The 25,781-nt window shown below is 73.5% G+C and carries 25 protein-coding genes; 13 read left to right on the top strand and 12 right to left on the bottom strand.

Translation table 11 applies throughout. The features are described from left to right. Window positions 1–12: 12 nt before the first annotated feature. From ASD33_RS19665 to ASD33_RS19655, 3 genes are all read right to left on the bottom strand, one after another. The gene (locus ASD33_RS19665; RefSeq protein WP_079044883.1) at window positions 13–1,716 is read right to left on the bottom strand and encodes a histidine kinase; all 1,704 of its coding nucleotides are present in this window, start codon (window positions 1,714–1,716) and stop codon (window positions 13–15) included. A gap of 129 nt (window positions 1,717–1,845) precedes the next feature. Beyond that, complete coding sequence (locus ASD33_RS19660; RefSeq protein WP_242427107.1) at window positions 1,846–2,679, bottom strand: ABC transporter permease; 834 nt, start codon at window positions 2,677–2,679, stop codon at window positions 1,846–1,848. Further along, window positions 2,676–3,695 (bottom strand): ATP-binding cassette domain-containing protein, encoded by a 1,020-nt coding sequence (locus ASD33_RS19655; RefSeq protein WP_056561889.1) that lies wholly within the window; start codon window positions 3,693–3,695, stop codon window positions 2,676–2,678. The genes ASD33_RS19660 and ASD33_RS19655 overlap by 4 nt, the downstream gene beginning before the upstream one ends. Window positions 3,696–3,974: 279 nt before the next feature. Between ASD33_RS19655 and ASD33_RS19650 the strand changes: the two genes are divergently transcribed. From ASD33_RS19650 to ASD33_RS19625, 6 genes are all read left to right on the top strand, one after another. Continuing rightward, a complete protein-coding gene (locus ASD33_RS19650; protein ID WP_056561887.1) occupies window positions 3,975–4,655 on the top strand; it encodes a response regulator transcription factor in 681 nt (226 codons plus the stop codon). A 98-nt stretch (window positions 4,656–4,753) separates the two neighbouring features. Beyond that, window positions 4,754–5,404 (top strand): class I SAM-dependent methyltransferase, encoded by a 651-nt coding sequence (locus ASD33_RS19645; RefSeq protein WP_056561885.1) that lies wholly within the window; start codon window positions 4,754–4,756, stop codon window positions 5,402–5,404. Window positions 5,405–5,518: 114 nt separating this feature from the next. Next, window positions 5,519–6,772: an ABC transporter substrate-binding protein gene (locus tag ASD33_RS19640; RefSeq protein WP_056561884.1), complete on the top strand. Its 1,254-nt coding sequence runs from the start codon at window positions 5,519–5,521 to the stop codon at window positions 6,770–6,772. Between the two features lie 12 nt (window positions 6,773–6,784). Further along, entirely contained in the window at window positions 6,785–9,601 is a 2,817-nt protein-coding gene (locus ASD33_RS19635; RefSeq protein ID WP_056561879.1) for an ATP-binding cassette domain-containing protein, read from the top strand. Continuing rightward, window positions 9,598–10,329 (top strand): ABC transporter ATP-binding protein, encoded by a 732-nt coding sequence (locus ASD33_RS36820; RefSeq protein WP_056561878.1) that lies wholly within the window; start codon window positions 9,598–9,600, stop codon window positions 10,327–10,329. Before ASD33_RS19635 ends, ASD33_RS36820 begins: the two co-directional genes overlap by 4 nt. Before the next feature lie 118 nt (window positions 10,330–10,447). Further along, entirely contained in the window at window positions 10,448–10,936 is a 489-nt protein-coding gene (locus ASD33_RS19625; RefSeq protein ID WP_056561875.1) for a hypothetical protein, read from the top strand. 174 nt (window positions 10,937–11,110) lie between these two features. Here ASD33_RS19625 and ASD33_RS19620 read toward each other — a convergent pair whose 3' ends face one another. Beyond that, the gene (locus tag ASD33_RS19620) at window positions 11,111–11,326 is read right to left on the bottom strand and encodes a dodecin (protein ID WP_056561873.1); all 216 of its coding nucleotides are present in this window, start codon (window positions 11,324–11,326) and stop codon (window positions 11,111–11,113) included. A 304-nt stretch (window positions 11,327–11,630) separates the two neighbouring features. On the opposite strand from ASD33_RS19620, the gene ASD33_RS19615 reads away from it, so the two are divergent. From ASD33_RS19615 to ASD33_RS19605, 3 genes are all read left to right on the top strand, one after another. After that, window positions 11,631–12,881 (top strand): extracellular solute-binding protein, encoded by a 1,251-nt coding sequence (locus tag ASD33_RS19615; RefSeq protein WP_056563059.1) that lies wholly within the window; start codon window positions 11,631–11,633, stop codon window positions 12,879–12,881. Between the two features lie 138 nt (window positions 12,882–13,019). Continuing rightward, window positions 13,020–13,859 carry a GNAT family N-acyltransferase gene (locus ASD33_RS19610; protein WP_242427106.1) on the top strand — a complete coding sequence of 280 codons (840 nt, stop codon included), beginning with the start codon at window positions 13,020–13,022 and terminating at the stop codon, window positions 13,857–13,859. Then, window positions 13,856–14,848: a lysophospholipid acyltransferase family protein gene (locus tag ASD33_RS19605; protein WP_056561867.1), complete on the top strand. Its 993-nt coding sequence runs from the start codon at window positions 13,856–13,858 to the stop codon at window positions 14,846–14,848. Before ASD33_RS19610 ends, ASD33_RS19605 begins: the two co-directional genes overlap by 4 nt. On the opposite strand, the gene egtD is transcribed toward ASD33_RS19605, so the two are convergent. The 4 genes from egtD to egtA are packed head-to-tail and all read right to left on the bottom strand — an operon-like array spanning window position 14,743 to window position 19,038. Continuing rightward, window positions 14,743–15,708 (bottom strand): L-histidine N(alpha)-methyltransferase, encoded by a 966-nt coding sequence (egtD, locus tag ASD33_RS19600; protein ID WP_056561865.1) that lies wholly within the window; start codon window positions 15,706–15,708, stop codon window positions 14,743–14,745. The genes ASD33_RS19605 and egtD overlap by 106 nt on opposite strands. Next, window positions 15,705–16,457: an ergothioneine biosynthesis protein EgtC gene (gene egtC, locus ASD33_RS19595; protein WP_056561862.1), complete on the bottom strand. Its 753-nt coding sequence runs from the start codon at window positions 16,455–16,457 to the stop codon at window positions 15,705–15,707. The genes egtD and egtC overlap by 4 nt, the downstream gene beginning before the upstream one ends. Beyond that, window positions 16,457–17,782, bottom strand: coding sequence for an ergothioneine biosynthesis protein EgtB (egtB, locus tag ASD33_RS19590; protein ID WP_056561861.1), 1,326 nt, complete (start codon window positions 17,780–17,782; stop codon window positions 16,457–16,459). The genes egtC and egtB overlap by 1 nt, the downstream gene beginning before the upstream one ends. Next, window positions 17,779–19,038: an ergothioneine biosynthesis glutamate--cysteine ligase EgtA gene (gene egtA, locus ASD33_RS19585; RefSeq protein ID WP_056561859.1), complete on the bottom strand. Its 1,260-nt coding sequence runs from the start codon at window positions 19,036–19,038 to the stop codon at window positions 17,779–17,781. Before egtA ends, egtB begins: the two co-directional genes overlap by 4 nt. Before the next feature lie 216 nt (window positions 19,039–19,254). Here egtA and ASD33_RS19580 point away from each other — a divergent pair, with 216 nt between their 5' ends. Beyond that, complete coding sequence (locus tag ASD33_RS19580; protein ID WP_056561857.1) at window positions 19,255–20,085, top strand: TIGR02452 family protein; 831 nt, start codon at window positions 19,255–19,257, stop codon at window positions 20,083–20,085. A gap of 77 nt (window positions 20,086–20,162) precedes the next feature. After that, window positions 20,163–20,333, top strand: coding sequence for a hypothetical protein (locus tag ASD33_RS35820; protein WP_199863556.1), 171 nt, complete (start codon window positions 20,163–20,165; stop codon window positions 20,331–20,333). Between the two features lie 185 nt (window positions 20,334–20,518). Here the strand turns inward: ASD33_RS35820 and ASD33_RS19575 are convergent, their stop codons facing one another. The 4 genes from ASD33_RS19575 to ASD33_RS19560 all read right to left on the bottom strand — a co-directional run bounded on the left by ASD33_RS19575 (window position 20,519) and on the right by ASD33_RS19560 (window position 24,236). Beyond that, the gene (locus tag ASD33_RS19575) at window positions 20,519–21,934 is read right to left on the bottom strand and encodes a flotillin family protein (protein ID WP_056561855.1); all 1,416 of its coding nucleotides are present in this window, start codon (window positions 21,932–21,934) and stop codon (window positions 20,519–20,521) included. Between the two features lie 83 nt (window positions 21,935–22,017). Beyond that, window positions 22,018–22,248 (bottom strand): hypothetical protein, encoded by a 231-nt coding sequence (locus ASD33_RS19570; protein WP_056561854.1) that lies wholly within the window; start codon window positions 22,246–22,248, stop codon window positions 22,018–22,020. 14 nt (window positions 22,249–22,262) lie between these two features. After that, window positions 22,263–22,958, bottom strand: a complete 696-nt coding sequence (locus ASD33_RS19565) for an alpha/beta fold hydrolase (protein WP_056561853.1) — start codon at window positions 22,956–22,958, stop codon at window positions 22,263–22,265. Between the two features lie 42 nt (window positions 22,959–23,000). Further along, window positions 23,001–24,236 carry an MFS transporter gene (locus ASD33_RS19560; protein WP_056561852.1) on the bottom strand — a complete coding sequence of 412 codons (1,236 nt, stop codon included), beginning with the start codon at window positions 24,234–24,236 and terminating at the stop codon, window positions 23,001–23,003. Window positions 24,237–24,391: 155 nt separating this feature from the next. On the opposite strand from ASD33_RS19560, the gene ASD33_RS19555 reads away from it, so the two are divergent. Together ASD33_RS19555 and ASD33_RS19550 are read left to right on the top strand one after the other, a co-directional pair. Beyond that, complete coding sequence (locus tag ASD33_RS19555) at window positions 24,392–25,426, top strand: LacI family DNA-binding transcriptional regulator (RefSeq protein ID WP_056561848.1); 1,035 nt, start codon at window positions 24,392–24,394, stop codon at window positions 25,424–25,426. A 17-nt stretch (window positions 25,427–25,443) separates the two neighbouring features. After that, window positions 25,444–25,713, top strand: coding sequence for a hypothetical protein (locus ASD33_RS19550; protein ID WP_056561847.1), 270 nt, complete (start codon window positions 25,444–25,446; stop codon window positions 25,711–25,713). Window positions 25,714–25,781: the final 68 nt, after the last annotated feature.

Raw genomic sequence — 25,781 nt, 5'->3', positions numbered from 1 at the left:
TGGGGAAGGCGGTCACGGGACCGTGGACCGGCTCGCGGGCACGGTGTCCTTCGCCGCCAGAGTGCCGCCCGACCAGCAGAGCCGGTAGAGGTCGACCTCGGTCAGGAGGTCGCGGCCGGACCGGTAGAACTCGCAGCGGGTGCCCGGCGGTGGCGGTGCGGAACGGGTGTCGTCGGGCGGGTAGGGGTAGGTGTGGTCCGGCAGCAGGGCAGCGAGTTCGGCGCGCGGCCGGCCGAGGGTCAGCTCGTCGAACCGGGACGGCGGCAGCACGCTGGTCGTCAACTGCCAAGCCAGGTAGACGGCCGCGGGTACGAAGAAGGCGGCCGCGACGACAGGAGCCGCGAACGCGGCGACCGAGCGGCGGCGGGCGGCGTTCCGTACCGAGGTGAGCCGGGTGACGGACTCCGGTGCGGTGGGCGTCCCGGTGGTCGTCCCGGTGGCCGGGTGAGCGGCTCCCGCGTCCGGCCCGTCGGGTGCGGGCACCGCGCCCGGCAGGGGTGTCCCCGGGGCGGCGGCGACCTGGTGCGGAAGGACCGCGGTGACACGGAATCCGCCCTGGTGCGGGCCGGTCCACAGGGAGCCGCCGAGCACCGTCACCCGCTCCCTGAGCCCCGTCAGACCTCGGCCACCGGCGCCGGTCGCCGGGCCCTCGGCCGCGGCATCCGAGCGGTCGGCGGGCGGAGCGTCGTTCACGACGCTCACGCGGGTACGGTCGGCCCCGTGCGAGATCCGGACCCGGATCTCACCGTCGGGTGCGTGCTTCACCGCGTTGGTGAGGGCCTCCTGGACCGCCCGGTACAGCCCCCGCCGGACCAGGGGCGACAGCACGGGCGCCGCCCCCTGCCGCTCCCAGCGCACCGGCACCCCGGAGGCCACCGCCCGCCCGAGGAGGTCCTCGACGGTGTCGGTGACGGGCAGGCCCGCGCCCGGTTCCGTCCCGGCCGGGTCGTGCAGGACCGCGACCGTCTCGCGCAGCTGCTCCACGGCGTCCGCGATCGTCCCGCGCAGCTCGGCGAGATCGGTGCGGTCGCGGTCGGTGAGGTCGGGGGAGAGTTCCAGGGCGCCGGCCCGCAGCGCGACCAGGCTGAGCGCGTGCCCGAGGGAGTCGTGCATGTCGGCCGCGATGTCCGCGCGTTCGGTCAGCCGCGCCCGCTCCGCGACCAGGTGCTGCCGCTCCTCCAGGCTCCGGGCCAGCCGCCAGCCCTCCCGCACCAGCTCGCGCCGGCCGCGCCAGTGCCGTCCGGCCAGCCAGGGCAGCAGGAGGGCGGCGGGCAGCACGGCCAGCGCGTAGAACCACCACACGGCCGGCGTCCGCAGCACCGCGCAGGTCGCGAGATCGACGGCCAGGCAGCCGGCCAGGACCAGGAGCGGGCGCCCTGCTGCGGCGACCCGGGCTCCCAGCAGACAGCTCAGGGCGGCCAGCGAGAGGACATGGGCGTTGGCGGGCGTCGCCGGATCGGCCATGCCCAGCGCGCAGAGTCCGTTGACCAGGGCGACGGCGGTCCCGGGACGGCGGCGGGACAGCGGCACGGCCACCGCCAGGACGGCCAGCGGGAGGAACAGGTCCCCGACCGGCGAGGCCGCCGCACCCGCGTCCCGGAACCCGTAGGCGGTGGCGGCGGCGAGCACGCACCACAGGGCCACATCACCCCACGCGAGTCCGACCCGGGGCCCGGGCGCGTGCGGCAGGGTGCGCCGACCGTCCTTCTGGTGCATGTCCTCACCTCTCCGGGTCGATTCTGGGGGACGGGCCGGGACGCCCGGTGCGGGAGGGGTCCGGCGCGAGGGGCGGGTGGGCCCGGAGCGATCGTGGGGCCCGCCTGGGGCCTGCCGTCGGCGCCGGACTCAGGCGTCCCTTCGGCGCAGCACGTACAGACCGATCAGGTGGGCCGCCGCTGCCCACGCCGCCACGATCAGGAGCGCCGTCACCGGACCGTACGGTCCCTCGGCGGCGGGGCGCATGAAGTGGTCGCCCGCACCGTGCGGCAGCTTGTCGTTGAGGTCCGCGAGCGTGGGGCCTCCCAGGCCCAGGAGGATGCTGGGCAGCGCCCACAGGAGGGTGACGAGGATCGAGAGCGCGCCGGCCGGATGACGCGTGGCGAACGCCACCCCCACGCTCAGCACGGCGATCAGCGCCTCGTAGAGACCGACCGCGAGGACCTGGCGGAGGGTCGCGCCGGCGGCGAAGGTGGCCCGTCCGTCGAAGCCCACCCAGGCCACCGCCGTGCCCACGACGGCGAACGCGGTACCGGCGACGAACGCCACCGCGGCCGCCACCAGGGCCTTCGCGGCGTGGACCCGGTGCCGCCGGGGAACCGCGAGGAGCGAAGCGCGCACGCTGCCCGTCGCGTACTCGGAGGTGACCGCGATCGTGGCGAGGACGACGACGGTGAACTGGACGAGGACGGCGGAGGAGGCCGCCGCGTTCCCGACGGGTTGCACCGGATGCTCGTTGATACGGGCGATCGAGGCGTAGTAGTAGGTGAAGACACCGGTGATCGCGAGGCCCGCCAGAAGACAGAGCCAGGCGGCTCGCACGGACCACAGCTTCGTCCACTCGGCGGCGACGGCCCCGGCGAAACCGCCGGGAGCGCCCCGCCCGGGAGTCTCGGGGCCGGTGTGCGGCCGGTCGGGGTGCGCCTGGTCCGCGTGCCTGGCGGGTGTCGTCGGGATGGTCACGGTCGTCCCCCTTCGCCCGGTGCCGCGAGCGCGGCGGCCGTGTCCTCGCTGCTGCTGCCTGTCGTGCCTGTCGTGCCTGTGCCCGCCGTTTCCGTGGTGCCGCCGCCCGTCGTGTACTCCAGGCTGCGCGCGGTCAGGTCCATGTACGCCTGCTCCAGCGAGACCCGGACGTCGCTCAACTGGTGCAACCGGACCCGGCAGTGGTGGGCCAGGTCCCCGATCTCGGCGGCGGTGCGGCCCTCGACGGTGAGTTCGCCGGACCCGGAGGTCTCGACGCTCACCCCGTCGGCCGCCCTCAGCCGCCGTACCAACGTCGCCCCCTCCTCGGCGTCGGGCACGAGCGCCCGCGCCGACGCGGGGGAGGCGGCGGCCAGGAACGCGGTCATGGAGGTGTCGCTCAGCAGCCGCCCGCGTCCGATGACGACGAGATGGTCGGCCGTCAGCTGCATCTCGCTCATCAGATGGCTGGAGAGGAACACCGTGCGTCCCTCCGCCGCCTGGTCCCGTACGAGCCCGCGGATCCACCGCACGCCGTCCGGGTCGAGGCCGTTGACCGGCTCGTCCAGGACGAGCACCGACGGATCGCCGAGCAGGGCGCCCGCCACCCCGAGCCGCCCGCTCATGCCGAGCGAGTACGTGCCCGCCGGCCGACGGGCCGCCTTGGCGAGGCCCACCCGCTCCAGCACCTCGTCCACGCGGCGCGGGGGGATGCCGTTCGACCGGGCCTGGGCGATCAGATGCGTACGGCCGGAACGCGCCGGGTGGATGGCCCGGGCGTCGAGCATCGCGCCGACCGCGCGGAGCGGCCTGCGCAGGTCCGCGTAGGGGCGCCCGGCGATCAGGGCCCGCCCGCGCGTGGGATGGTCGAGGCCCAGGATCATGCGCATGGTGGTGGACTTCCCGGCCCCGTTGGGGCCGAGGAAGCCGGTCACACGACCGGCTTGGACGTCGAACGTCAGCTCGTCCACGGCGAGGGTGTCGCCGTAACGTTTGGTCAGTCCTCGGAGGGTGATCACGGAATTCCTTCGTGTCGGTACCGGGCCGCGCCACGGACCGCGGAACACAGCCTCGCGAGAGGCGAAGGCGGCGGGTGACGGGTGCACACGGGCGTACGGCCGGCCCGGAGCGGCTGCCCCGTCTCCCGTACGGAAGCGACGCTAGGCGTCCGCCGCGCCCGCTCCCATGGGCCGATCGGCAGCGGCGTCCTGCCTTTCGTCAGGGGTGCCCTCCACCCACGGGCGGATCTGCGGCACTCGACGCCCGCACGGCGGCGCACCCGGCCGTAGGCTCGCCGTGTGGAAGAGACGACACCCGGCAGTCGGCCGGTCCGGGTCCTCGTGGCCGACGACGAGGCGATGGTCCGGGCCGGGGTGCTGGCCGTCCTGGCCAGGGACCCGCAGGTCGAGGTGGTCGCCGAGGCGGGCAACGGTCACGAGGCCCTCGCACTCACCCGCCTGCACCGGCCGGACGTGGTGCTGCTGGACATTCAGATGCCCGGCATGGACGGGCTGACGGCGGTCTCGCGGCTCCACCGGGAGCAGGCCGGGGTCGGCGTGATCATCCTGACGACCTTCGGCCAGGACGAGTACATCACCCGCGCCCTGGAGGAGGGCGCCGACGGCTTCCTGCTGAAGGCCGACGACCCGAGGGAACTCCTCAACGGGGTACGGGCGGTGGGCGCGGGCGGCGCCTATCTGTCCCCCAGAGTGGCCGGCCGCGTCATCACCGGGATGCGCGCCCACCGGGCGGCCCACCCCCACCGCTCACTGGACCGCCTCACGGAGAGGGAGCGCCAGGTACTGGCCGGACTCGGGTCCGGGCAGTCCAACGCGGAGATCGCGAACAGCCTGCACCTGGTCGAAGGCACGGTGAAGGCCCACGTGAGCGCGGTGCTCTCGAAACTGGGCGCGCGCAACCGGGTGGAGGCGGCGATCGTGGCGTACGAGGCGGGACTGGCACCGTCACGGCGGGCGTGAGGCGGTGCCGGAGTCCCCGCTGCCGAAACATCCGGGTCGGGCAGGGGTGGGCGTGGTACGAACACTCATGACCCACCTCGCGACGGAAGGGACTCGGGATGGACCACGACGAGACGGACGTGCCGCCGGTGTCGGCGGCTGAGTTGTTCGATGGGCTGGGGATCGACTACGAGCACGCCTTCGTTCGTCTGCCGGCCCAGTGGGAGGCGATCGAGTGGCTCACCGCACGGCTGGGCGCGGGGGCGAAGGTGCTCGACGTGGGCAGTGGGACCGGGCGGCCGGTGGCCGAGCTGCTCGTGCGGGCCGGCTGTGAGGTGACCGGGATCGACGTGTCCGGCGAGATGGTCGCCCTCGCGGGCGCCCAGGTGCCCGGGGCGGCCTTCGAGCAGTGCGACGTGCGGGCGTTCGACGCGCCGGAGGGGCACTTCGACGCGGTGTGCGCGTTCTTCCCCCTTCTGATGATGAGCAGGGCGGAGGCGGCCGAGTCCCTCAAGCGGATGGCCGGCTGGCTGGCGCCCGGCGGCTTCCTGGTGACGGCGACCGTGCCCGCGGACGTGGAGGACGTCGAGATCGTCTGGATGGAGAACAAGGTCAGGGTCTCCAGCTTCTCGGCGGAGGAGTACCTGCGGCTCCAGCGCGAGGACTGCGGCCTCGACGTCCTCCACCACACGGTGTCGCTCTTCGCCCCCGACGACGACCGCGCGGCCCCCGAGGAGCACCTCTTCACCTACGCCCGCCGCCCGGTCTGACGGGAAGCGCGGCGGCCGGGCGATGTCTGACGCATCGTCAATTGACGTTGCATCAGTTATTGACGGTTCATCAGTTCGGTCACAGAATGCGGGCACCCGACGGAGGGATCGCCCGTGCCTCGACCGTTGCGCGTCATCGCCGCCGCGTTCGCCCTGCTCCTCGTCACCGGCTGCAACTCCGCCTCCAGCGGCGGAAGCCCCTCGACCACCACCACCGTACGCGGAGTCACCGCCGACACGATCAAGGTCGGCGGCATCGTCTCCATGACGACCGCCAGCGGATACTCCAAGAAGGACACCGACCTCGGCGCCCGGGCCCGCTACGACCGGGCCAACGCCGAGGGCGGGATCAACGGGCGGAAGATCGCGTACCTGGGGGCCGAGGACGACGGCCAGGACCCGGCCAGGAACCTGGCCGCGGCCCGCAAACTCGTCCAGCAGGACAAGGTCTTCGCCGTCTCCCCGATGAGCTCGGTCTCCTTCGCCGGGGCCGACTTCCTCGACGCCCGGAAGGTCCCGACGGTGGGCTGGGGCACCCTCCCCTCGTTCTGCGGGCCCGCGCACCTCTACGGCTTCAACGGCTGCCTCGTCCCGACACCGGGCGGCACGCTCAACCAGACCTGGCCCGAGAGCCTCGCGGCCGTCCTCGGCGGGTCCGGTGGCAAGTCGGTCGCGCTGATCGCCGGCGACAACGACGCAGGCAAGTTCGGCATCCGCACCTTCACCCAGGGCTTCAAGGCGGCCGGCTTCCAGGTCCCGTACGCCAAGGCCGTGGTGCCGGCGACCTCGATGCCCAGCGACTGGTCCGCGTACACCAAGGAGATCCTCCGCTCCGGCCCCGGCGGCCGCGCGCCCGACGCCGTGATCTCCGTGATGCAGACGCCGTACAACATCGGCCTTTTCACCGCGCTCAAGCGGTCCGGCTACAAGGGCGTCATCTCCGACCCGACGGACTACGATCCCGGGCTGCTCGCGAAGGACGCGACGAAGCAGGCCCTCGACGGGGTGCACGTACTCCTCCAGTTCCAGCCCTTCGAGTCGGACACCCCCGCGATGCGGCAGTTCAAGGCCGACATCAGGAAGGCCGCCGGCGGCAAGGACATCCCCCTCAACATGCACATGATGACGGGGTACATGAGCGCCGACCTCTTCCTCTCGATCGCCGCGAAGGCCGGCAAGGACCTCACCGTGGAGTCCTTCCAGACGGCCGCCGCGGGCTTCTCCGACACCGGCACGCTCGTGGGCGACCGCGCCGAGCCGAAGGGGAAGAAGGAGAGCTTCGGCTGCGGGGCGCTCGTCCGCCTGAAGAACGGGCGGTACGAAGTGGCGGTCCCCTTCAAGTGCTACCCGCCGATCCCCTTCGGCTGAGGGGCGCGTCACGTGGGTGACCTGCTGGGCTTCGTCCTGAGCGGACTGGTCTCGGGCGCGCTGTACGCGCTGCTCGCGACCGGTCTCGTGCTGTCCTACTCCGCCTCCGGCCTCTTCAACTTCGCGCACGGCGCCACCGCCTATCTGTGCGCGCTGGCCTTCTACGAGCTCCGCTCCGGCTTCGGCTGGCCGGCCGTCCCCACCGCACTGTTCCTGGTGTTCGTGGTGGCGCCCGGCCTCGGCTGGGCCCTGGACCGGCTGATGTTCAGAAAGCTCGCGAAGGTCGGCGAGACGGCGCAGATCGTGGCCACCATCGGTCTGCTCGTCGCGCTGCCCGCCGCCGGACGATGGGCGGTCGAACTCCTGGAGCGGGCGGGCGCCCCCGTCCAGCCCGCCGACAACCAGTTCGGACTGCCCGGTGTCGGGCCGAGCCCGGCGGTGTCCTGGCAGCCCTTCGACGGGGTGGGCATCGACTCCGACCAGCTGATCACCTGGATCGCCACGGCCCTCGCGGCGGCCGGCCTCTGGGTCCTGATGCGGCACACCCGGCTCGGCCTGCGGCTGCGGGCGGCGGTCGACGACCGCACGCTGACCGAGCTGCGGGGCATCGGCGCGGACCGGCTGTCCTCGATCGCGTGGATGCTGTCGTCCGGTCTCGCGGGCCTCGCCGGTGTCCTCGCGACCCCGCTCCTCGGACTCTCCGCGCACGACTACACCCTGTTCCTGTTCGTCTCGGCCACCGCCGCGGTCCTCGGGCGCTTCGTGTCCGTCCCCCTCGCCTTCGCGGGCGGACTCGGGCTCGGCGTACTCCAGAACCTGGTGGCGGGATACGCCTCGTTCACCGACGACATCACCGGCTTCCGCACCGCCGTGCCGTTCCTCATCCTCTTCGCCGGCCTCGTCGTCCTGGTACGGCGGCAACGCGCGGCGGGCACGGCGGCCGCGGACCCACCGCCCGTCGACTACCTCGCCGGGAAGGCGTGGGGCCGCCGCTGGGGCGCCTGGGCGGTGGCCGGCGTGCTGCTCGGGACGGCGTTCTACACCGTCACCACGCCCTTCTGGAGCGGGATCCTGGCCCAAGGTCTCGCGATCGGGCTCGTGTTCATGTCCTTCACGGTCGTCACCGGCCTCGGCGCGATGGTGTCACTGGCCCAGGCGACGTTCGTGACCGGCGCGGCCCTGGTCGCCGGGCTGCTGATGAGCCACGGCTGGCCCTTCGTCGCCGCGGCGGCCGTCGGCACGGTGGCGGCGGCCCTGCTCGGGGCGGTGGTCGCACTGCCCGCGCTGCGGCTCGGGGGCAGATCACTCGCCCTGGCCACCCTCGCGCTCGCCTTCCTGGCGGACCAGGTCCTCTTCCAGCTCGGCGGGCTGCGCAACGGCGACACCGGCTGGGAGATACCGCGCCCGGTGGCCGGTCCGGTGGACCTGGGCGACGACCGGGCGCTGGGCCTCGCGCTGGTCCTGCTGAGCGGGGTGCTCGTCGCCCTGCTGACCTGGCTGCGCGGCTCCCGCTGGGGCCGGGCCATGCTCGCGGTCCGATCCGCCCCCGAGGCCGCCGCGGCGTCGGGCGTCTCGGTGGTACGGACGAAACTCCTGCTGTTCACGGTGTCTGCGGGCCTCGCGGGCTTCGGCGGAGTGCTCTACGCCTCGTACAACACCCGGATCACGGCCACGGACTTCACGGCGATGACGGGCCTGGTGTGGCTGGCGGTCGTGGTCGCGGCGGGGGTGCGGAGGCCGCAGTTCGCGGTCGTGGCGGGGCTGGTCTACGCGGTGGCCCCGCATCTGATGTCGGAGTACGTGACGGACTCCGCCCATCTGCCGGTGATCCTCTTCGGCCTGGCGGGGCTCGCGCTGGCGAACGACCCGGACGGTTACTGCGCGGCGCTGCCGGCGAGGAGAGCGGCGCGGCGCGCGGCGAGAGGGGCGGAGGGGACGCGGGCGGCGCTGCCTGTGCCTGTTCCTCCGGCTCGCGCCCCGGATCGGGCGATGTCGGCGGACACCCGCGCCCCGGATCGGGTGGTCTCGGAGCGCAACGGCTCCCGGGATCGGCCGGCACCGGGGGAGACCCGCTCCCCGGATCCCGAACCGAGCCCCTCCGGCCCCGGGAAGGGCGAGCGGAGCGAGGCGCCGGCCGCCCTCGAACTGAGCGGCGTGCACGCCGGGTACGGCGGTGCGCCCGTGCTCCACGGTGTGGATCTCGTGGTGCGCGGTGGCGAGGCCCTGGTGCTGCTCGGGCCCAACGGGGCCGGGAAGTCCACCCTCTGCCGGGTGGCGGCGGGACTGCTGCGGCCCGCCGACGGAGTCGTACGGGTACGGGGCGAGGACGCCACCCGCGACGCGGCGGTTGCCCGGGCGCGGCGCGGGCTGCGGCTCGCCCCCGAGGGGCGGGGGATCTTCGCCGGGCTCTCGATCGAGGAGAACCTGGCCCTCCAGCTGACGGAGGCCGAGGACCGCGACGCCGTGTACGCGCGCTTCCCCGCGCTCGCCGCTCGCCGCGCCGTCCTCGCCGGTTCCCTGTCGGGCGGCGAGCAGCAGCTCCTCGCCCTCGCCCCGCTCCTCCAGCGACCGCCGGCCGTCCTCGTCGCCGACGAGCCGTCCCTCGGTCTCGCGCCGCGCGTCGTGGACGAGGTCTTCCAGCTCCTGACCGAACTCCGGGGCCGCGGCGCCGCGCTGCTCCTGGTCGAGGAGAAGGCGGCCGAGGTGCTCGGCATCGCCGACACCGTCGCGTACCTCGCGCAGGGCGAGATCGTCTGGTCCGGGCCGAGGTCCGAGGTGGACCGGGACCGGCTCGCCGAGGCCTACCTGGGGACGGGAGCCCGCCGATGAGTCACCCTCTGCTCCACGCGAGCGGGATCGACGTCCGGTTCGGCGGCGTCCGCGCGCTGACGGGCGTGTCCCTCTCCGTACGCCCGGGAGAGATCTGCGGTGTCATCGGCCCGAACGGGGCGGGGAAGACGACGCTTTTCGACGTGCTGTCGGGGATGCGGCGACCGGACGCGGGGGCCATCGCGTACGACGGTACGGACATCACCCGCCGGTCCCCGGTCTGGCGGGCCCGGCACGGCATCCGCCGTACCTTCCAACGCCAGCAGCTCTTCGGACAGTTGACCGTGGCGGACAATCTCGTCGTGGCGCAGGACTGGCGGGGCGGGATGCGGCCCGCGGCCCGGCGGCACCGGGAACGGGCCGCCGCCGTGCTCCAGGAATGCGGGCTCGACGCGCTCGCCGGGTCGTACGCGGGCGGTCTGCCCGTCGGCCGGGCGCGCATGGTCGAGCTGGCCCGCGCGCTCGCGGACCCGCCCCGGATCCTGCTCCTCGACGAGCCCGCGTCCGGGACGACCGCCGAGGAACGCCACCGACTCGCCTCCGTCATACGCCGGATGGCCGAGGAGGAGAACTGCGCGGTGCTGCTCGTCGAGCACAACGTGGCGTTCGTGATGGAGCTGTGCTCCCGCGTGGTGGTACTCGACCTCGGCCGGGTCCTCACCGAAGGGACCCCGGCGGAGGTCCACGCGGACCCGGCGGTACGGGAGGCGTACCTCGGCACCGGCTGAGGCGCGGGCAGGGACGGCGGCGGCGGCGACTGCGGTGACGGCGGGGCACGCGGGCACGGGGGCACCGGGGACCGGGAGCGCCGCCCCGCGCACCCGCCCCGCCTCCTAGGCTGACCCCGTGACCGACGACATCCGGCCCCTGGCCGTCTTCGACCTCGACAACACGCTGGCCGCCACCTCCCACCGTCAGCACTTCCTGGAGGGCCGGCCCAAGGACTGGGACGGCTTCTTCGCGGCGGCGCCCGACGATCCGCCGTTGGCGGAGGGTGTCGCGCTGTGCGCGGAGGCCGCCGAGGAGTGCGACATCGTCTACCTCACCGGGCGCCCGGAGCGCTGCCGCCGCGACACCCTGGAGTGGCTGGCCGCCCAGGGGCTGCCGGACGGGCCGGTCCACATGCGGCGCAACCGGGATTTCCGGCCGGCCCGGGTGACCAAGGTGGAGATCCTGCGCCGGCTCGCCGCCGAGCGGCCGGTGCGGATGCTCGTCGACGACGACCTGCTGGTCTGCGACGCCGCGGAGGAGGCCGGCTTCACCGTCGTACGGGCCGGGTGGGCCACCCCGTCGCACGCCCTGAGCGACGCCCAGGAGAAGGAGGGCCGGACCTGACGGTGCCGCGGAGCGGCACCCGAGGGTGCGGAAGCGGAGACCCGCCGTGACCCGGGGGCGTACCGGACCATCAGGGCCTGTCCACCGGACAGGCCCTGACCGCGTTCACCGGCCCACGGGCGTGGTCGCCCGCCGCCCCGCCGGGCGGAAGGTTCCGTTCCCGCTTCGATCGCCCTAGCTCGACTCCTCCAGCCGGAATCCGACCTTCATGCCCACCTGGTAGTGCGCGACCTGGCCGTTCTCGACGTGGCCGCGGATCTCCGTGACCTCGAACCAGTCCACTGCCCGGAGCGTTTCGCACGCCCGCGTGATCCCGTTCCGGATGGCGGTGTCCACGCCGTCCGGGGACGATCCGACGATTTCCGTGACTCGGTAGACGTGGTCTCCCATGGCGGGCCTCTCCTTCGTTCCGATTCCATCCCACCCTGCCCGGAAGCGGGTGCAGCCGCGAGTCGGGACGGGGGGTACGGGCGCCGGTCGGCCGAATGCCCCTGGTCGGCGAGCAATTACCGACGGTAAGGGGACGGAGGGTGTATTCGGTGCGCGGGACGGGATGGTCAAGGACTTGACCATCCCGTTGGTCCAGACCAGAATCCAGGCCACATACCCGCGCGAACACCCCGTTCGGTCCCCCCATGTCGGGTCAGCCCCCCATGCCGCACGACCCCGTGCTGAACCGCAGAAGGTGACCCACGTGAAGAATCGCCATCTCGCCTGCCCCCTGGCAGCCGCCACCGCGCTCGCCCTCGCCGGCTGCGGGATGCTGCCGGGCGGGGGCAGCCAGACGAAGACCGTCAACATCTGGCTCATGCGGGACAGCGTCAGCGAGGACTTCCTCAACCGCTTCACCGAGGCGTACGAGGAGGAGCACGACGGCGTCGAGCTCAAGGTCACCGTCCAGGAGTGGACCGGCATCGGGAAGAAGGTCACCGAGGCCATCCAGGGCTCCGGCGGACCGGACGTCATCGAGGTCGGCAACACCCAGGTCGCCCAGTACGCCGACACCGAGAAGCTCTTCGACCTCACCCTGGAGTCGGTCCGCGACCTCGGCAGCGAGGACTGGCTGCCCGGTCTCGCCGAACCCGGCAGCATCGGCGGCTCGCAGTACGGCATCCCCTGGTACGCGGCCAACCGCATCGTCATCTACAACAAGGACCTCTTCGAGGACGCCGGGATCGACAAGCCCCCGGCCACCCGCGCGGAATGGCTCTCCGACACCGAGAAGCTCAACAGCAACGGCTCCCAGGGCATCTACCTCGCCGGACAGGACTGGTACACCCTGGCCGGGTTCATCTGGGACGAGGGCGGCGAACTCGCCGTCGACAAGGGCGGGGAGTGGACCGGCGCGCTCGACAGCGAGGCGGCCCGGCGCGGCATGAACTTCTACAAGGACCTGCAGTCCCTCGGCTCCGGGCCCAAGGACGCCGACGAGCAGAACCCGCCCCAGGCCGATGTCTTCGCCAAGGGCGACGTGGCCCAGCTCATTGCCACCCCCAGCGCCGTCGCCGCGATCCTCAAGGCCAACCCGGCCCTCAAGGACAAGCTGGGCTACTTCCCGATACCCGGCACCAAGGCGGGCCAGCCCTGCGCCGTCTTCACCGGCGGCTCCGACCTGATCATCCCGGAGAACGCGCCCCAGCGCGGCGCCGCCATCGATGTCGTCAAGGCCCTGGCCGGCGAGAAGTGGCAGTCCGAACTGGCCCGCGCCATGGGCTACGTGCCCAACAAGAAGGGACTCGCCTCCGTCGTCGCCGCCCAGGAGGCCACCGCCGTCATGGCGAAGGGCGCCGCACGCGGCCGGGCCACCCCCAACTCCCCGCAGTGGGCCGATGTCGAGGGCGACAACCCCATCAAGCCCTACATGACGGCCGTCCTCCAGGGCGAGGACCCGATGAAGGCCGCGAAGCTGGCCTCGGCCGAGATCACGGAAACCCTCGCCGAATAGCATTCAGCGCCTCCACACCCGCGATCCCCCGGACGGCCATGTCGAATCAAGCCGGTCACGGAAGAAGTAAGGAGCCGGGCCACCGCTCGCACGGCCCGGCTCCGCCCCTTCCCCTTCCGTACGCCGGAGGAGTCCGACATGGCCGCACCGACCCCCACGATCGCCGTCCCCGCGCAGCCGCTCGCCGGTCCCGCGCAGCCCCTGGCCCCCGCCCAGCCCGCGCCGCAGGCCCCCGACGCGCCGCCCGCCCCCCGGTACGTCGTCGGTCTCGCCCGCGACCAGGAGGACGTACGGGCCGCGCAGCGACTGCGCCACCAGGTCTTCGCCGGAGAGCTCGGCGCCCAGCTCGACGGTCCCGAGCCCGGCCTCGACTCCGACGCCTTCGACGCGTACTGCGACCACCTCCTCGTACGCGAGGAGACCACCGGCGAGGTCGTCGGCACCTACCGCATCCTGCCGCCCGACCGCGCCGCCGTCGCCGGGCGCCTCTACTCCGAGAGCGAGTTCGACCTCGCCCGGCTCGCGCCCATCCGCCACGACCTGGTCGAGGTCGGCCGCTCCTGTGTCCACCCCGCCCACCGCAACGGCGCCGTCATCGCCCTCATCTGGGCCGGGCTCGCCCGCTACATGACGACCACCGGCCACAACTGGCTCGCCGGCTGCTGTTCCCTCCCGCTCGCCGACGGCGGCACGCTCGCCGCCGCCACCTGGGACACCGTCAAGGCCAAGCACCTCGCCCCCGAGGAGTACTGGGTCACCCCGCACAAGCTCTGGAGCCCCGACGGCATCACCCGCCCCGAGGGCCGCACCGAGCTCCCGCCGCTGCTGCGCGGCTACCTCCGGCTCGGCGCCTGGGTCTGCGGCGCCCCCGCGCACGACCCCGACTTCGGCGTCGCCGACCTCTACGTCCTGCTCTCGCTGCGCCGCACCAACCCGCGCTACCTCAACCACTTCCTGTCGCTCGCCCCGGCACGGTGAACGGGACCACGGCCCTCTCGCCGTGGCTCCCCACGGCGCCCTGCACCCCGGGCCACTGCGCCGCCCACCCCGACGAGCACGGTCCATCCGAAGCGCACGGCCGGCCCGACGAGCACGGTGGCCGACAGCCCGACAGACACGGCCCCGACAGGCACGCCCACCCCGAGGACCACGGCCGGCACCCCGACGAGGACCCGGCGGGGGTCGTCCGGGCCGTGGCCCGGCTGACCGCCGGGCTCGGCACCGTCCTCCTCGGCCTCCTGCTCGCCCCGGCGACCGGTCTCCTCCCGGCCGCCACCCGGCTCGCCCTCTGCCGGTTCTGGTCGCGCGCCGTGGTCCGCGCCTTCGGCATCCGCGTCCGGTACGAGGGAGCGGGCGTCGCGACCGGCCCGCTCCTCGTCGTCGCCAACCACGTCTCCTGGCTCGACATACCGCTGCTCGCGGCCGTCCTGCCCGGCCGGATGGTCGCCAAGGCCGAGGTGCGCCACTGGCCCGTCCTCGGCACCCTCGCCGCCCTGGGCGGCACCCTCTTCATCGACCGCGACCGGATCAGGGCCCTGCCCGGCACCGTGCGGACGATGGCGGAGGTGCTCGCCACCGGCGGCCGGGTGGTCGTCTTCCCCGAGGGCTCCACCTGGTGCGGCCGGGCCCAGGGACGCTTCCGGCCCGCCGCGTTCCAGGCGGCCCTGGACGCCGGCTGCCCCGTACAGCCGGTACGTGTCGACTACCGGCCCACCGACGCCGCCGCCTACGTCGGTGACGATCCCCTGGGGGCCTCGCTGTGGCGGGTCGTCACGACCCGGCGGCTCACCGCGGTCGTCCGGCCGGGCGAGCCGCTCCCCGCCCGCCGCCACCCGGACCGCCGCGCCCTGGCGGCGGCCGCTCAGCGGGCCGTCGCCAGCGACAGGGCGAACCTGCCCTCGCTCTCGGTCCACCAGCGGTCCAGGTCGAGGCCCGCCTCGGCCAGTTCCGCCCGGACCCCGGCCTGACGGAACTTCGCGGACACCTCCGTCCGCATCTCCTCGCCCGCCGCGAACGGCACCACGAGATCCAGCTCCGGGATCTTCACGGTGAGCGCGCGGCGGGCCCGCAGCCGCATCTCGATCCACTCCCGCTCGCGGTCCCACACCGCCACGTGCTCGAAGTCCGCCGGATCGAAGTCCGCGCCCAGCTCCCGGTCGATCACGGACAGCACGTTCCTGTTGAACGCGGCCGTCACCCCCGCCGCGTCGTCATAGGCGGCGACGAGGGTCTCCTCGTCCTTGACCAGGTCCGTGCCGAGCAGCAGGGCGTCGCCCGGCGTCAGCATGGACCGGACCGAACGCAGGAAGGTCCGCCGCTCCTCGGGCAGCAGATTGCCGATGGTGCCGCCGAGGAAGGCCACCAGACGCGGACCGGGCGTCCCCGGCAGGCCGAGGCCCCGGGTGAAGTCCGCGACGAGGGCGTGCACCCGCAGCTCCGGCCGCTCGGCGAGCAGCGACTCGGCCGCCCCCGTCAGCGCCGTCTCGCTCACGTCCACGGGCACGTAGCTGTCGAGCCCCGGCAGTAGCGCGTCGATCAGGAACCGGGTCTTCTCCGACGAGCCGGAGCCCAGCTCCACCAGGGTCCTGGCCCCGGTGGCGGCGGCGATCTCCCCCGCCCGCTCCTTCAGGATCTCCCGTTCCGCCCGGGTCGGGTAGTACTCGGGCAGCCGGGTGATCTCCTCGAACAGCTCGCTGCCCCGGGCGTCGTAGAACCACTTCGGCGGCAGTTCCTTGGGGGAGCGGGACAGACCGTGCAGGACGTCGGCACGCAGATCGGCGCCCGCGGCGTCCGCTGCGAGGGTACGGGTCAGCTGGAACGGGCTCACGCGGACGGCTCCTTGAGCGGGGTGAGGGTGACATCGGTGCGGTCGGCGGTCACGAGTGTGTGCTCGGGGACCGCCCGCCATCGGGGATCGTCGTCGTACGGTTCGGAGGCCACGACCACCCGGCCGGGACCCTTCAGGTACCAGAGGCTGTTCCCCCAGGCGGTCGCGGCGATCCGCGTCCCGTCGGTGAGCAGCAGGTTCAGCCCCGCGCCGGGAGCCGCCTCGGCGGCCTCCCGCACGGTGTCGGCCAGCGCGGGACCCGGCGCGTCCCCGGCACGCAGCCGGTGCAGCACCAGCGCCCAGAGCAGCGCCGAGTCGGTCCGGGCCTCGACCCGGAGCAGTTCACCGGCCGGCAGCGTCGCGGCGAGGGGCACCAGCGGTTCGGGCCACCCCGGGACGGCGCCGTTGTGACTGAACAGCCAGGGACCGGCCGCGAACGGAGCCGCCGCGGCCTCCCCGTCGGCGCCCGGCAGGGTCGCGCCCCGGACCGCCCCGAGCAGCGCCCCTGAGCGCACCACCCGGGCAAGGTCCGCGAAGGACAGGTCGCCCCAGATCGGAACCGCCCGCCGGTACCGCGCGGGCACCGGATCGCCCTCCGCGTACCAGCCCACGCCGAACCCGTCGGCGTTCACCACACCGCTGGTCTGCGTACGGGGTTCCCAGGACTGGCGCAGCAGGGCGTGCGGCGGCCGGACGAGCAGCTCGCCGAGCGCCACCGGATCGCCCACGAAGGCGATGTGACGGCACATCAGTCGAGCTCCGCGTTCCGCGCCGTACGGAAGCCGGAGAAGATCTGGCGCCGGACCGGCAGGTCCCAGTTGCGGAAGGTGCCCCGGCAGGCCACCGCGTCCACCGCGAACGAACCGCCCCGCAGCACCTTGTGCTCCGGCCCGAAGAACACCTCCGAGTACTCCTTGTACGGGAAGGCCCGGAAGCCCGGGTACGGCAGGAAGTCGCTCGCCGTCCACTCCCACACGTCGCCGATCAACTGCCGTACGCCGAGCGGCGACGCGCCCTCCGGGTAGCTGCCGGCCGCGGCGGGCCGCAGATGCCGCTGCCCCAGGTTGGCGTGCTCGGGACCGGGGTCGGCGTCGCCCCACGGGAAGCGGCGCGAGCGCCCGGACTCCGGGTCGTACCGGGCGGCCTTCTCCCACTCGGCCTCCGTCGGCAGCCGCCGTCCCGCCCAGCGCGCGTAGGCGTCCGCCTCGTACCAGCTCACGTGCAGGACCGGCTCCTCCTCGGGCACCGGCTCCGTCACCCCGAAGCGGCGACGCAGCCACTGCCCGCCGTCCCGCCGCCAGAACAGCGGCGCGGCGATGCCGTGCTCCCTGATCTGCGCCCAGCCCTGCGGCCGCCACCAGCGGGGATCGGTGTAGCCGCCGTCCGCCATGAAGGCCAGATAGGCGCCGTTGGTGACCGGAGTGGTGTCGAGGTGGAAGGCGGGCACGATCCGGGCGTGCGCCGGACGCTCGTTGTCCAGCGCCCAGGCCTCCTCGGAGGTCCCCATGGTGAACGGCCCTGCCGGGACGAGGACTTCGGCGGGCAGCGGGCCGCCCCGGAACGACGGCGGCGGGGGAGCGGTCAGCGCCGCCGGGCCCTTCCGCAGCTGATGGGTGATCAACATCGTCTCGTCGTGCTGCTGTTCGTGCTGGGCGATCATCCCGAAGGCGAAGGCCGCGTCGAGCAGCGGACGCCCCTCGAACCGGGTCGTCCCCAGTACGTCGAGCACCCGGAGCCGGACGTCCGCCGCGTAGGCGCGGGCCTCGCCGGGGGCGAGCAGCGGCAGCGAGGGCCGGCTGGCGCGCGGGTGCTCGAAGGCGTCGTACAGCGAGTCGATCTCGGGCCGCAGCGCCTCCTGCCCGGCCACCGCCCGCCACAGCCACTGCTCCTCCTGGTTGCCGATGTGCGCCAGGTCCCAGACCAGCGGCGACATCAAGGGGGAGTGCTGGGCGGTGAGTTCACCGTCCTCGACACAGGAGGTGAGCAGCGCCGTACGCGCCCGCGCCGCGGTCAGGGCGTCCAGGGCCCGCCGGCGCAGGACCTCCGCACCGGAATCCGCCTCGGTCGCCGTCATGACGTCACCACCTCCAGGTCGTCGGCCGGGCAGCTCCCGGGGATCACGTACCGCTCGTGGAAGGCCGCCACCGCCCGCCGCACCTCCTGGCCCGCCCCGATCCGGGGCAGCGCCTCCAGCGCCGCGGCGAACACCGTGCGGGCCGCCGCGTGCAGCTCGGGGTCGGCGAGGCCGTCACGGGCCGCCGCACGCCAGAGCGGATTGCGGGGCGCGGGACCGGGACCGGACCGCTCCACGAGCGGCTTCAGCGCCCGGTACACCGTCTCCGCCGCCTCGGGGTCCTCGAACACCGCCGTCGTCACCGCCACCGGCACCATCCAGCCGTCCGGGCCGGGCTGCGCGTCGACCATCCGCAGCTCCAGATGGCCGCGCGGCCGCACCGGCGGGAACAACGTCGTCATGTGGTAGCGCAGGTCGTCGGCGTCGACCGGCCGGGGCAGGCCCGAGCGCAGCCAGTCGCGGAACGTCAGCCCCTCCGGCACCGCCCACGGACCCTCGTCGGCCCGTACGCACATCACCGGGGTGTCCAGCACGTGCGCCGCCCACTCCGCGCGCGGCTCGCCGTCCGGCGACGGCGCGAGCGCCCGCAGCGGATCGAGATCCGTCCACAGCGCCTGCCGGGTCGAGCGCCAGCCCGTACGACGGCCGCCGTGCACCGGCGAGTTGGCGAACGCCGCCACCAGGACCGCGCCCAGCAGATGCGCCAGCCGCCAACGGCGGTGATAGCCCAGCGGGCCCGGCTCCTCCAGGCCCGCGTCGAGACAGATCTGCACCGAGGCCGAGTCGCACATCATCGCCCGGCCCGACGGGCCCGTACGGTCGAGCGCCGCCTCCATCGCGTCGTACCGCGGCTCGTGGAGCACCCGGCCGCGCGGCGCGTGCCACGGGTCCACCCCGTAACCGGTGAGGGTCAGGCCGAGCGGCCCGAGCGCCGCCCGCACCGCGCCGAGGTCCGCGGCGAGCGAGTCGAGACACTCCATGAGCGATCCGGCCGGGCGCGAGCTGAGCTCCAGCTGCCCACCGGGTTCGAAGGTCAGGGACGACACCAGCGGCAGCGACCGCACGGTGTCGAGGGCCGCCGCGAGCCTCGGCGGACGGACCGGCAGCCGGGGGTCGCGCAACTCGTGCACGAACCACTCCAGCTCCACCCCGACGGTGCGGGGCGGTCCGGTCTTGAAGCAGATACATCGCAGCAGATCCTCCGCCTCTCCCTCGGTGAGAGGGGGGCCGCCGCGCGGTATGCCGCTGGACGACATCCGTACACCTCCTGGTCATCGGGACGGGTCCCGGGGAGTTGCTGCTTCCACCTAAAGCCACCACCGACCGGCGTGCAAGAGCGCCCCGAGCCCCCGGGACGCGCCCCTCGTGCCCCCGGCGGGCCGAAACCCCACGCCCGCCGTCCGGCCGGACGCGGCACCGCCCCCGGGGAAAATCCGTTGTCCCCGGCGGGCGCGAAAGATCAAGCTGGGGCCATGAGTGCACGACTGCGCGCCCTCGCGCGTCAGACCGAGGAGATCGTCGCCGCGGGCCACTACCGCGCCCCCGACGGCCGGACCGTCTCCCTCGCCGAGGACCTGGCCGCCGCGCTGGCCGGAACCCGACTCCACGGCCCCGGGCCCGTCCCCGTCACCCCGGACACCGACCGCGTCCCCACCCTCCACGTCACCCCCGAGAGCAGCCTCCAGGCCGCCCGCCGGATGACCGGAGCCGACGCCGCCCGCCCGGTCGCCGTCCTGAACTTCGCCTCCGCCCGCAACCCCGGCGGCGGCTACCTCAACGGCGCCCAGGCCCAGGAAGAGGCGCTCTGCCGCTCCTCCGCCCTCCACGCCACCCTGCTCCGCGCCCCCGCCTACTACGCCCACCACCGGGAGGAGAGGGACGCCTTCTACACCGACCGGGTCATCCACTCGCCCCGGGTCCCCGTCTTCCGCGACGACCGGGGCGCCCTCCTCGACGCCCCCTTCACCGTCGGCTTCCTCACCTCACCCGCGCCCAACGCCGGTGTCGTCCGCCGCACCACCCCCGAGCGCGCCGGCCTGCTGCCCGCCGCCCTCGCCGCCCGAGCCGAACGCGTCCTGGAGACCGCGGCCGCCTCCGGCTACCGGCGGCTCGTCCTCGGCGCCTGGGGCTGCGGCGTCTTCCAGAACGCCCCGGAGGACGTGGCAGGCGCCTTCAAGGCCCTCCTCACCGGTGAGGGCCGCTTCGCCGGCCACTTCGAGGAGATCGTCTTCGCCGTCCTGGACCGCACCCGGAACACGCCCACCCTGGCCGCCTTCACCCGGGTCCTCGCCCCGGACTCCTGACATGCGGCTCCGGGGGCTCCGTGCCAGGCTGAGGGGATACGGACCACCGTCCGACACCCGTCACGGGAGGCACGATCGTGGGCAAGAAACAGACCCGGACGAACCGGGGAGCCCGTACCGGCGGCCATGAGCACCGTACCGAGGCAGCCGCGAAGGAACAGACCTCGACGGCTCCCAAGAGCGAGACCTCGATGCCACTCGTCGAGCACGCGTCCCACCGCAAGGAACGGAAGTTCGGCCACAACTGAGCCGGAACGAGAAGCCCGACGGGGGTACGCGAGAGGGGCCCGGCGCCATGACGGCACCGGGCCCCCGCGCGTGTCACCGGCTCCGGGGACGGACCCGGTGCCGGTGACAGAGCCGCTGCCACGGAGCGCGGCCCCGGCTCTTGGACCCTCGCGGACCCGTTGAGCCGCTTCCGGCGTCCCGTCGGCTACTCCCCGTCGCCGACCGTGATCTCCACGCTCTCCTCCGACGCCCGGGGCGCCGGCGGCGCGGCGACGCCCAGCCGCTCCGGTGCGCCCGGGTTCATCGTGGCGAGCAGCTGCCGGGCCAGACCGAGCCCGGTCCCGCCCATGGTCAGCGCCTTGGCGAAGACGTCCGCCATGCCGTCGGCGCCGTTCAGCAGCACCATCTGGTCGACGTTCCCGAACGCGGAAGCGCCCGCCTGGACGATCTCGGGCCACTTCTCCGCCAGCTGCTGCGCGACCACGGCCTCCTGGTTCTCCGCGAGCGCCGCCGCCCGCGCCTTGATCGCCTCGGCCTCCGCCAGACCCTTCGCCCGGGTCGCCTCGGCGACCGCGAGCCCCCTGGCGTGCTGCGCCGCGGCCTCGGCCTCACCCGTGAGCCGGGTCGCCGTCGCCGCGGCCGCGCTCGCCAGCTCGGTCTCCTTCGCCTCGGCCTCGGCCGCCGAGATCCGGGCGTCACGCTCGGCCGCGGCCAGCGTGCGGGTCTCGTACGCCATCGCGTCGGCCGGCTTGCGGACCTCCGCCTGGAGCTGCTGCTCCTTGCGGAGGCCCTCCAGCTCGGCGACCCGGGTCTCCTGGACGACGACCTCCTGGCGGGAGGCCGCGTCGGCCAGCGGACCGGCCTGCCGGGCCCGCGCGGAGGCCTGGTCCCGCTCGGCCTGGTAGCCCGCCTGGAGGATCTCGCTGTCGCGGGTCGCCTCCGACATCCGGGCGGCGGCCTGCTGCTCGGCCTCGGTGGCGCGCCGGTTCGCCTCGGCCTGCGCGATCCGGGCGTCCCGTGTGACGGCGGCCGCGTGCGGGGCGGCCAGGTTCTTGATGTACCCGGTCGGGTCCTCGATCTCGTGGATCTGGAGCGAGTCGACGATCAGACCGAGCTTCTCCATCTCCGTGCCACAGGCCGAACGGGCCTGCCCGGTCAGCTTCTCCCGGTCACGGATCATGTCCTCCACGGTCAACCCGCCGACGATGGCGCGGAGATGACCGGCGAAGACGATGTGCACCCGCTCCGACATCAGCTTCTGCTGGTCGAGGAACCGGCGGGCGGCGTTGGCGATCGACACGAAGTCGTCACCGACCTTGAAGATCACCACACCGCGGACCTTGAGCGGGATGCCCTGGTGGGTGACGCACTCCACGGACAGCTGGGTCTCGTTGAGGTCGAGCGAGAGTTTGCGCACCGCCTGCACCCCGGGCAGTACCAGCGTGCCGCGACCGGTGACGATGCGGAAGCCCATGCCCGCGCCGAGGCCTTCGTTCTTGTGGTTGGAACCGGAGATGATCAGCGCCTCGTTGGGTTCCGCGACGCGCCACATCATTTTGAACACGATGATGAGAACGGCGAGGGCGCCGCCGACGACGCCCGCCAGAATGCCGAAACTCATGGGCAAGGTCCCCCTTCACCGGATCCGGTGCGGATCCGGTGAAGGGAGTGTGCGCCCGCGGCGCCCGCGGCTCAACGGTTCCGTCAACTGTCGTACGCGGCTGTGACATAGACGGTGCGCGGAGGGAGATGTTCCATGACCATCACCACCGTCCCGACCTCGATCCGCTCCTTGGCCGAGGCCGGATGGGCGAGGAAGTGCTCGGCGCCGCCCCGGATCCGGACGATCACCTCGCCGACGAGGCCGGGCCCGACGGTGCCGGTCACCCGGCCGAGCAGTCCCACCATCGCGGAGTCCATCGACGCGTCGTCCATGACTGAACGGTACGTCAGATCCAGTCGTCCAGCGCGGACATGAATCCGTCGAAGTCGTCCCGGTGGATCGTGTGACCCGCTTTCGCCACCGTACGGACGGTGAAGCCGCGGCCCTCCAGCATCCGGGCCGCCGCGGGGGAGACCAGCAGGCTCGGATCGGCGAGGGTGACCAGGGAGGGGACGCTCGCGCGGGACGGCCACAGATCGGCGCCCACGCATCCCGTCAGACCGTGGGCCGTCCGCTCGTCCCAGTCGCGTACGGACGCCATCTCGGTCTCGACGTCCTCGTCCGGCCAGTGCGGGTTGAAGCCCTTGATCTGCGCCCGGGTCATCGTCTTGCCCCGGACGAAGAGGCCGGCCCGGTAGCCGCCGAGGTGCCAGGCCGGGTCGGAGAAGACCGCGCGGGCCGGTGCGAGCCGGTCGAGCGCGCCGGCCAGCACGAGCCCGCCGAGCGAGTGGCCGAGGGCCAACGCGGCGCCGGCCGGAAGGGTTTCGACGAGGTCGTCGGCGTGGTCCTCCGGCCGGTACGCCTCCGGGCCCGCCGCCCGCCCGCTCGCCCCGTGCCCCCGCAGGTCCACCGCGATCACCCGGTAGCCGCGCTCCGCGAGCGCCGGTCCGACCCGCCGCCAGGTGCGGTGGTCGGCCATGAGGCCGTGGACGAGCAGGGCGATCCGGTCACCGGATCCCCAGGTGGTGGTGTGCAGGCGCACGGTGCCGCCTCTCTGACGGTGTTCTACGGGCGCCGACGCGGATCAGCGCACGCTGCGGATGGGGCGCACGGCGAGCGCGCCGAGCACCGACAGTACGGCGGCGATCAGGAAGAGCGCCGTGTACCCGCCACTGAGCGAGACGATCAGCGAGGCCACGAAGGGGGCGACGATCTGCGGGCCGGCGTTGGCGACGTTGAGGACGCCCATGTCCCGCGCGGCGTCCTCGGCCTTCGGCAGCACCATGGTCACCAGGGCGGTGTCGACGGCCATGTAGCAGCCGAAGCCCAGCCCGTTGACGACGGAGAAGGCGAGCATCGCGGTCCAGCTCGCCGACAGGGCCGGGATGAGCAGGGCGACGGCGGCGAGCGCGGCGGAGGCGCCGACGAAGAGCTTGCGCCGGTCGTAGCGGTCCGAGAGCCAGCCGCCGAGCACGGTGGAGACCGCCATGGCGACCGCGTTGAGCGGCATGAGGATCGCCACCGCCTCCTCGGCGCCGAGCCCGGCGGGCAGCTCGGTGTGGTCCTTGAGGATGTACAGCTGGAATCCGGCCACCGAGAAGTAGCCCAGGATGAGCAGGGCGCGGCCGATGAAGGCCCAGCGGAAGTCGTGGTTCCGCAGGGCGCTGCCGAAGGCCGCGAGCTGCTCCTTGACGGGCGTCGGTGCCTTGGCGGGCATCCGCTGCTCGCGGGCGCAGGTGGTGAAGAGGACGGCGGTGGCCGCGATGATCGCGCCGAAGACGAGATAGCCGGTGCGGTAGTGCTCGGAGAAGGCCGCGCCGACGAGGGCGCCGATCGTCGAGCCGATGGGGAGGCCCAGGCCGACGGCGGCGGAGGCCTTGCCGCGGGCGGCGACCGGGACCCGGTCGGGGACCACGGAGGTGAGGGCCGCCTGGTAGACGTTCATGACCGCCTGGCCGAGACACCAGACGATGGTCACGAGCAGGATCGTGTGGACGCTGCCGAGCAGGAACATCACCGGGAGGGCGAGCAGACCGCCGGCGAGGATCCACGGGTTGCGGCGGCCCGAACGGTCGGACAGGGCGCCCGCCACCGGGTTGAACACGGTGGCGAAGATCGCGGAGATCCCGGAGACGAGGCCGAAGTTCGCCACCTTGTCGACGGGATCGATCTCCTCGACCTGGAGGGCGAGGAGCATGCCGGGGACGCCGATGTACAGGGCGTACATGGCCGTGTTCCCGGCGAGGAGCAGCGGCATCAGGCCCCGCGTCGGCCGTGCGGCCGCGGGGGAGTCGGAGCCTTGGGTCGTAGAAAGGGCCACGTTGCCCTCCTGGGGAGATCGCCCGACGAACGGGCGAGGAACGGATCGAACGAGAGGTTTACTCGTGTCACTGACACGTGTAAACACTGTGTAGCACTCGTTTCCGGCCATCCGCCAGCCCCTGTGCCGGATTGTTCTGGAAAGATGCCGGAGCGATGAGCCAGCCAACCGAACACTCCCCCGAACGTCCCGCCGGACGGGCGGTCCCGACCAGCGCCGATGTCGCCCGCCTCGCGGGCGTGTCCCGGGCCACCGTCTCGTACGTCCTGAACAACACCTCGGCCGTCCGCATCAGCGAGCCCACCCGCCGACGGGTGCGCGAGGCGGCCGAGGAGCTGGGGTACGTGCCGCACGCCGGCGCCCGGAGCCTGCGCGCCGGGCACAGCCGCATGGTGCTGCTGCCCAGCTCCCACGTCCCGGTCGGACCGCTGTACAGCCAGCTGTTCAACGAGTTCCAGTGGGCCCTGCGGCGCCTCGACTACACCGTGGTCCAGTACGGCAGCGTCGGCCTCGAAGCCGACGAGGCCGCCCGTGCCTGGGCCGAGCTGCGGCCGGTGGCCGTGGTCTCGCTCGGCGAGATCCAGCTGACCGAGCAGGGCGTCGAGATCCTCAAGCGGTCCGGTGCGAGAGCCGTGATCACCCTCGGCACCGGCAGCGTCGAGGGCGCGCACGCCCTGGTGTCGGACCAGACGCGGGTCGGCGAGGTGGCCACCGCCCATCTGATCGAGGGCGGCCGGCGCCGGATCGGGGTCGTGGTCCCCGAGGAACCGGGGCTCGCGATGTTCTCCGGCCCCCGCCTCGAAGGCGCCCGGCGTGCCGCCGAGGGTACCGACGCCACCGTCGTACCCCTGCCGCTGCGGTACGACGAGGAGTCGGCCGACGCACTCGCCGGACGCTGGCGCGAGCTCGGGCTCGACGCCGTCTTCACGTACAACGACGAGTACGCGATGCTCCTGATGAGGTCGCTCCAGGACGCGGGCATCGCCGTGCCCGAGGACACCGCCGTCATCGGCGCCGACGACCTCCTCCTCGGCCGTCTCCTGCGGCCCCGGCTCAGCACCGTACGGTTCGACATGGTGCTCGGCCGCGAGCTGGCGGAGCTGGTCGACCGGGCCGTACGGGAGCCGGAGGTGCCGCCGCACACCCGCGCCATGCTCGACTCGCGGGTCATCCGGCGGGAGTCCAGCTGAACGCTTAGCGTCGGTGCATGAGCACTGTTCCGAAGCGTTTCGAGATCCTGCTGGTGCCCGCGCACGTCGAGGACCGGGGCGACGCGTCCGTGACGGACAGCGCGGTCCGCTCCGCCGTCGTCGAGGTCACCGGACGGCACGGCGAGTCGGGCTACCCGATCTACGAGGGGCACGGCCTCAGGGCCGACATCGACCCCGAGACGCGGACGGTGGAGGCCCTGCTCGTCGACGGGCGCGAGCTCGACTACGGTCTGACGGCCCTGGTGCGGCCGGCCGCGGGCGGCTGACCTGGGTGCTTCACCGCGCTTCGGTCGGCCGGGCCGCCTGTCGCCCGCCCGGCGCGTCGGTCCGTCGG

Source organism: Streptomyces sp. Root1304 (genome assembly GCF_001426405.1).
GTDB lineage: Bacteria > Actinomycetota > Actinomycetes > Streptomycetales > Streptomycetaceae > Streptomyces.
The sequence above is the reverse complement of the archived record's forward strand: the minus strand, read 5'-3'. Positions and strand labels throughout refer to the sequence as shown.

Bases quoted from the DNA above. Each gene is read 5' to 3' on its own strand.
- ASD33_RS19665 (WP_079044883.1), bottom strand. From the start codon at position 1,716: ATGCACCAGAAGGACGGTCGGCGCACCCTGCCGCACGCGCCCGGGCCC.
- ASD33_RS19645 (WP_056561885.1), top strand. From the start codon at position 4,754: ATGGACCACGACGAGACGGACGTGCCGCCGGTGTCGGCGGCTGAGTTG.
- ASD33_RS36820 (WP_056561878.1), top strand. From the start codon at position 9,598: ATGAGTCACCCTCTGCTCCACGCGAGCGGGATCGACGTCCGGTTCGGC.
- ASD33_RS19620 (WP_056561873.1), bottom strand. From the start codon at position 11,326: ATGGGAGACCACGTCTACCGAGTCACGGAAATCGTCGGATCGTCCCCG.
- ASD33_RS19610 (WP_242427106.1), top strand. From the start codon at position 13,020: ATGGCCGCACCGACCCCCACGATCGCCGTCCCCGCGCAGCCGCTCGCC.
- egtC (WP_056561862.1), bottom strand. From the start codon at position 16,457: ATGTGCCGTCACATCGCCTTCGTGGGCGATCCGGTGGCGCTCGGCGAG.
- egtB (WP_056561861.1), bottom strand. From the start codon at position 17,782: ATGACGGCGACCGAGGCGGATTCCGGTGCGGAGGTCCTGCGCCGGCGG.
- egtA (WP_056561859.1), bottom strand. From the start codon at position 19,038: ATGTCGTCCAGCGGCATACCGCGCGGCGGCCCCCCTCTCACCGAGGGA.
- ASD33_RS19580 (WP_056561857.1), top strand. From the start codon at position 19,255: ATGAGTGCACGACTGCGCGCCCTCGCGCGTCAGACCGAGGAGATCGTC.
- ASD33_RS19575 (WP_056561855.1), bottom strand. From the start codon at position 21,934: ATGAGTTTCGGCATTCTGGCGGGCGTCGTCGGCGGCGCCCTCGCCGTT.
- ASD33_RS19570 (WP_056561854.1), bottom strand. From the start codon at position 22,248: ATGGACGACGCGTCGATGGACTCCGCGATGGTGGGACTGCTCGGCCGG.
- ASD33_RS19555 (WP_056561848.1), top strand. From the start codon at position 24,392: ATGAGCCAGCCAACCGAACACTCCCCCGAACGTCCCGCCGGACGGGCG.
- ASD33_RS19550 (WP_056561847.1), top strand. From the start codon at position 25,444: ATGAGCACTGTTCCGAAGCGTTTCGAGATCCTGCTGGTGCCCGCGCAC.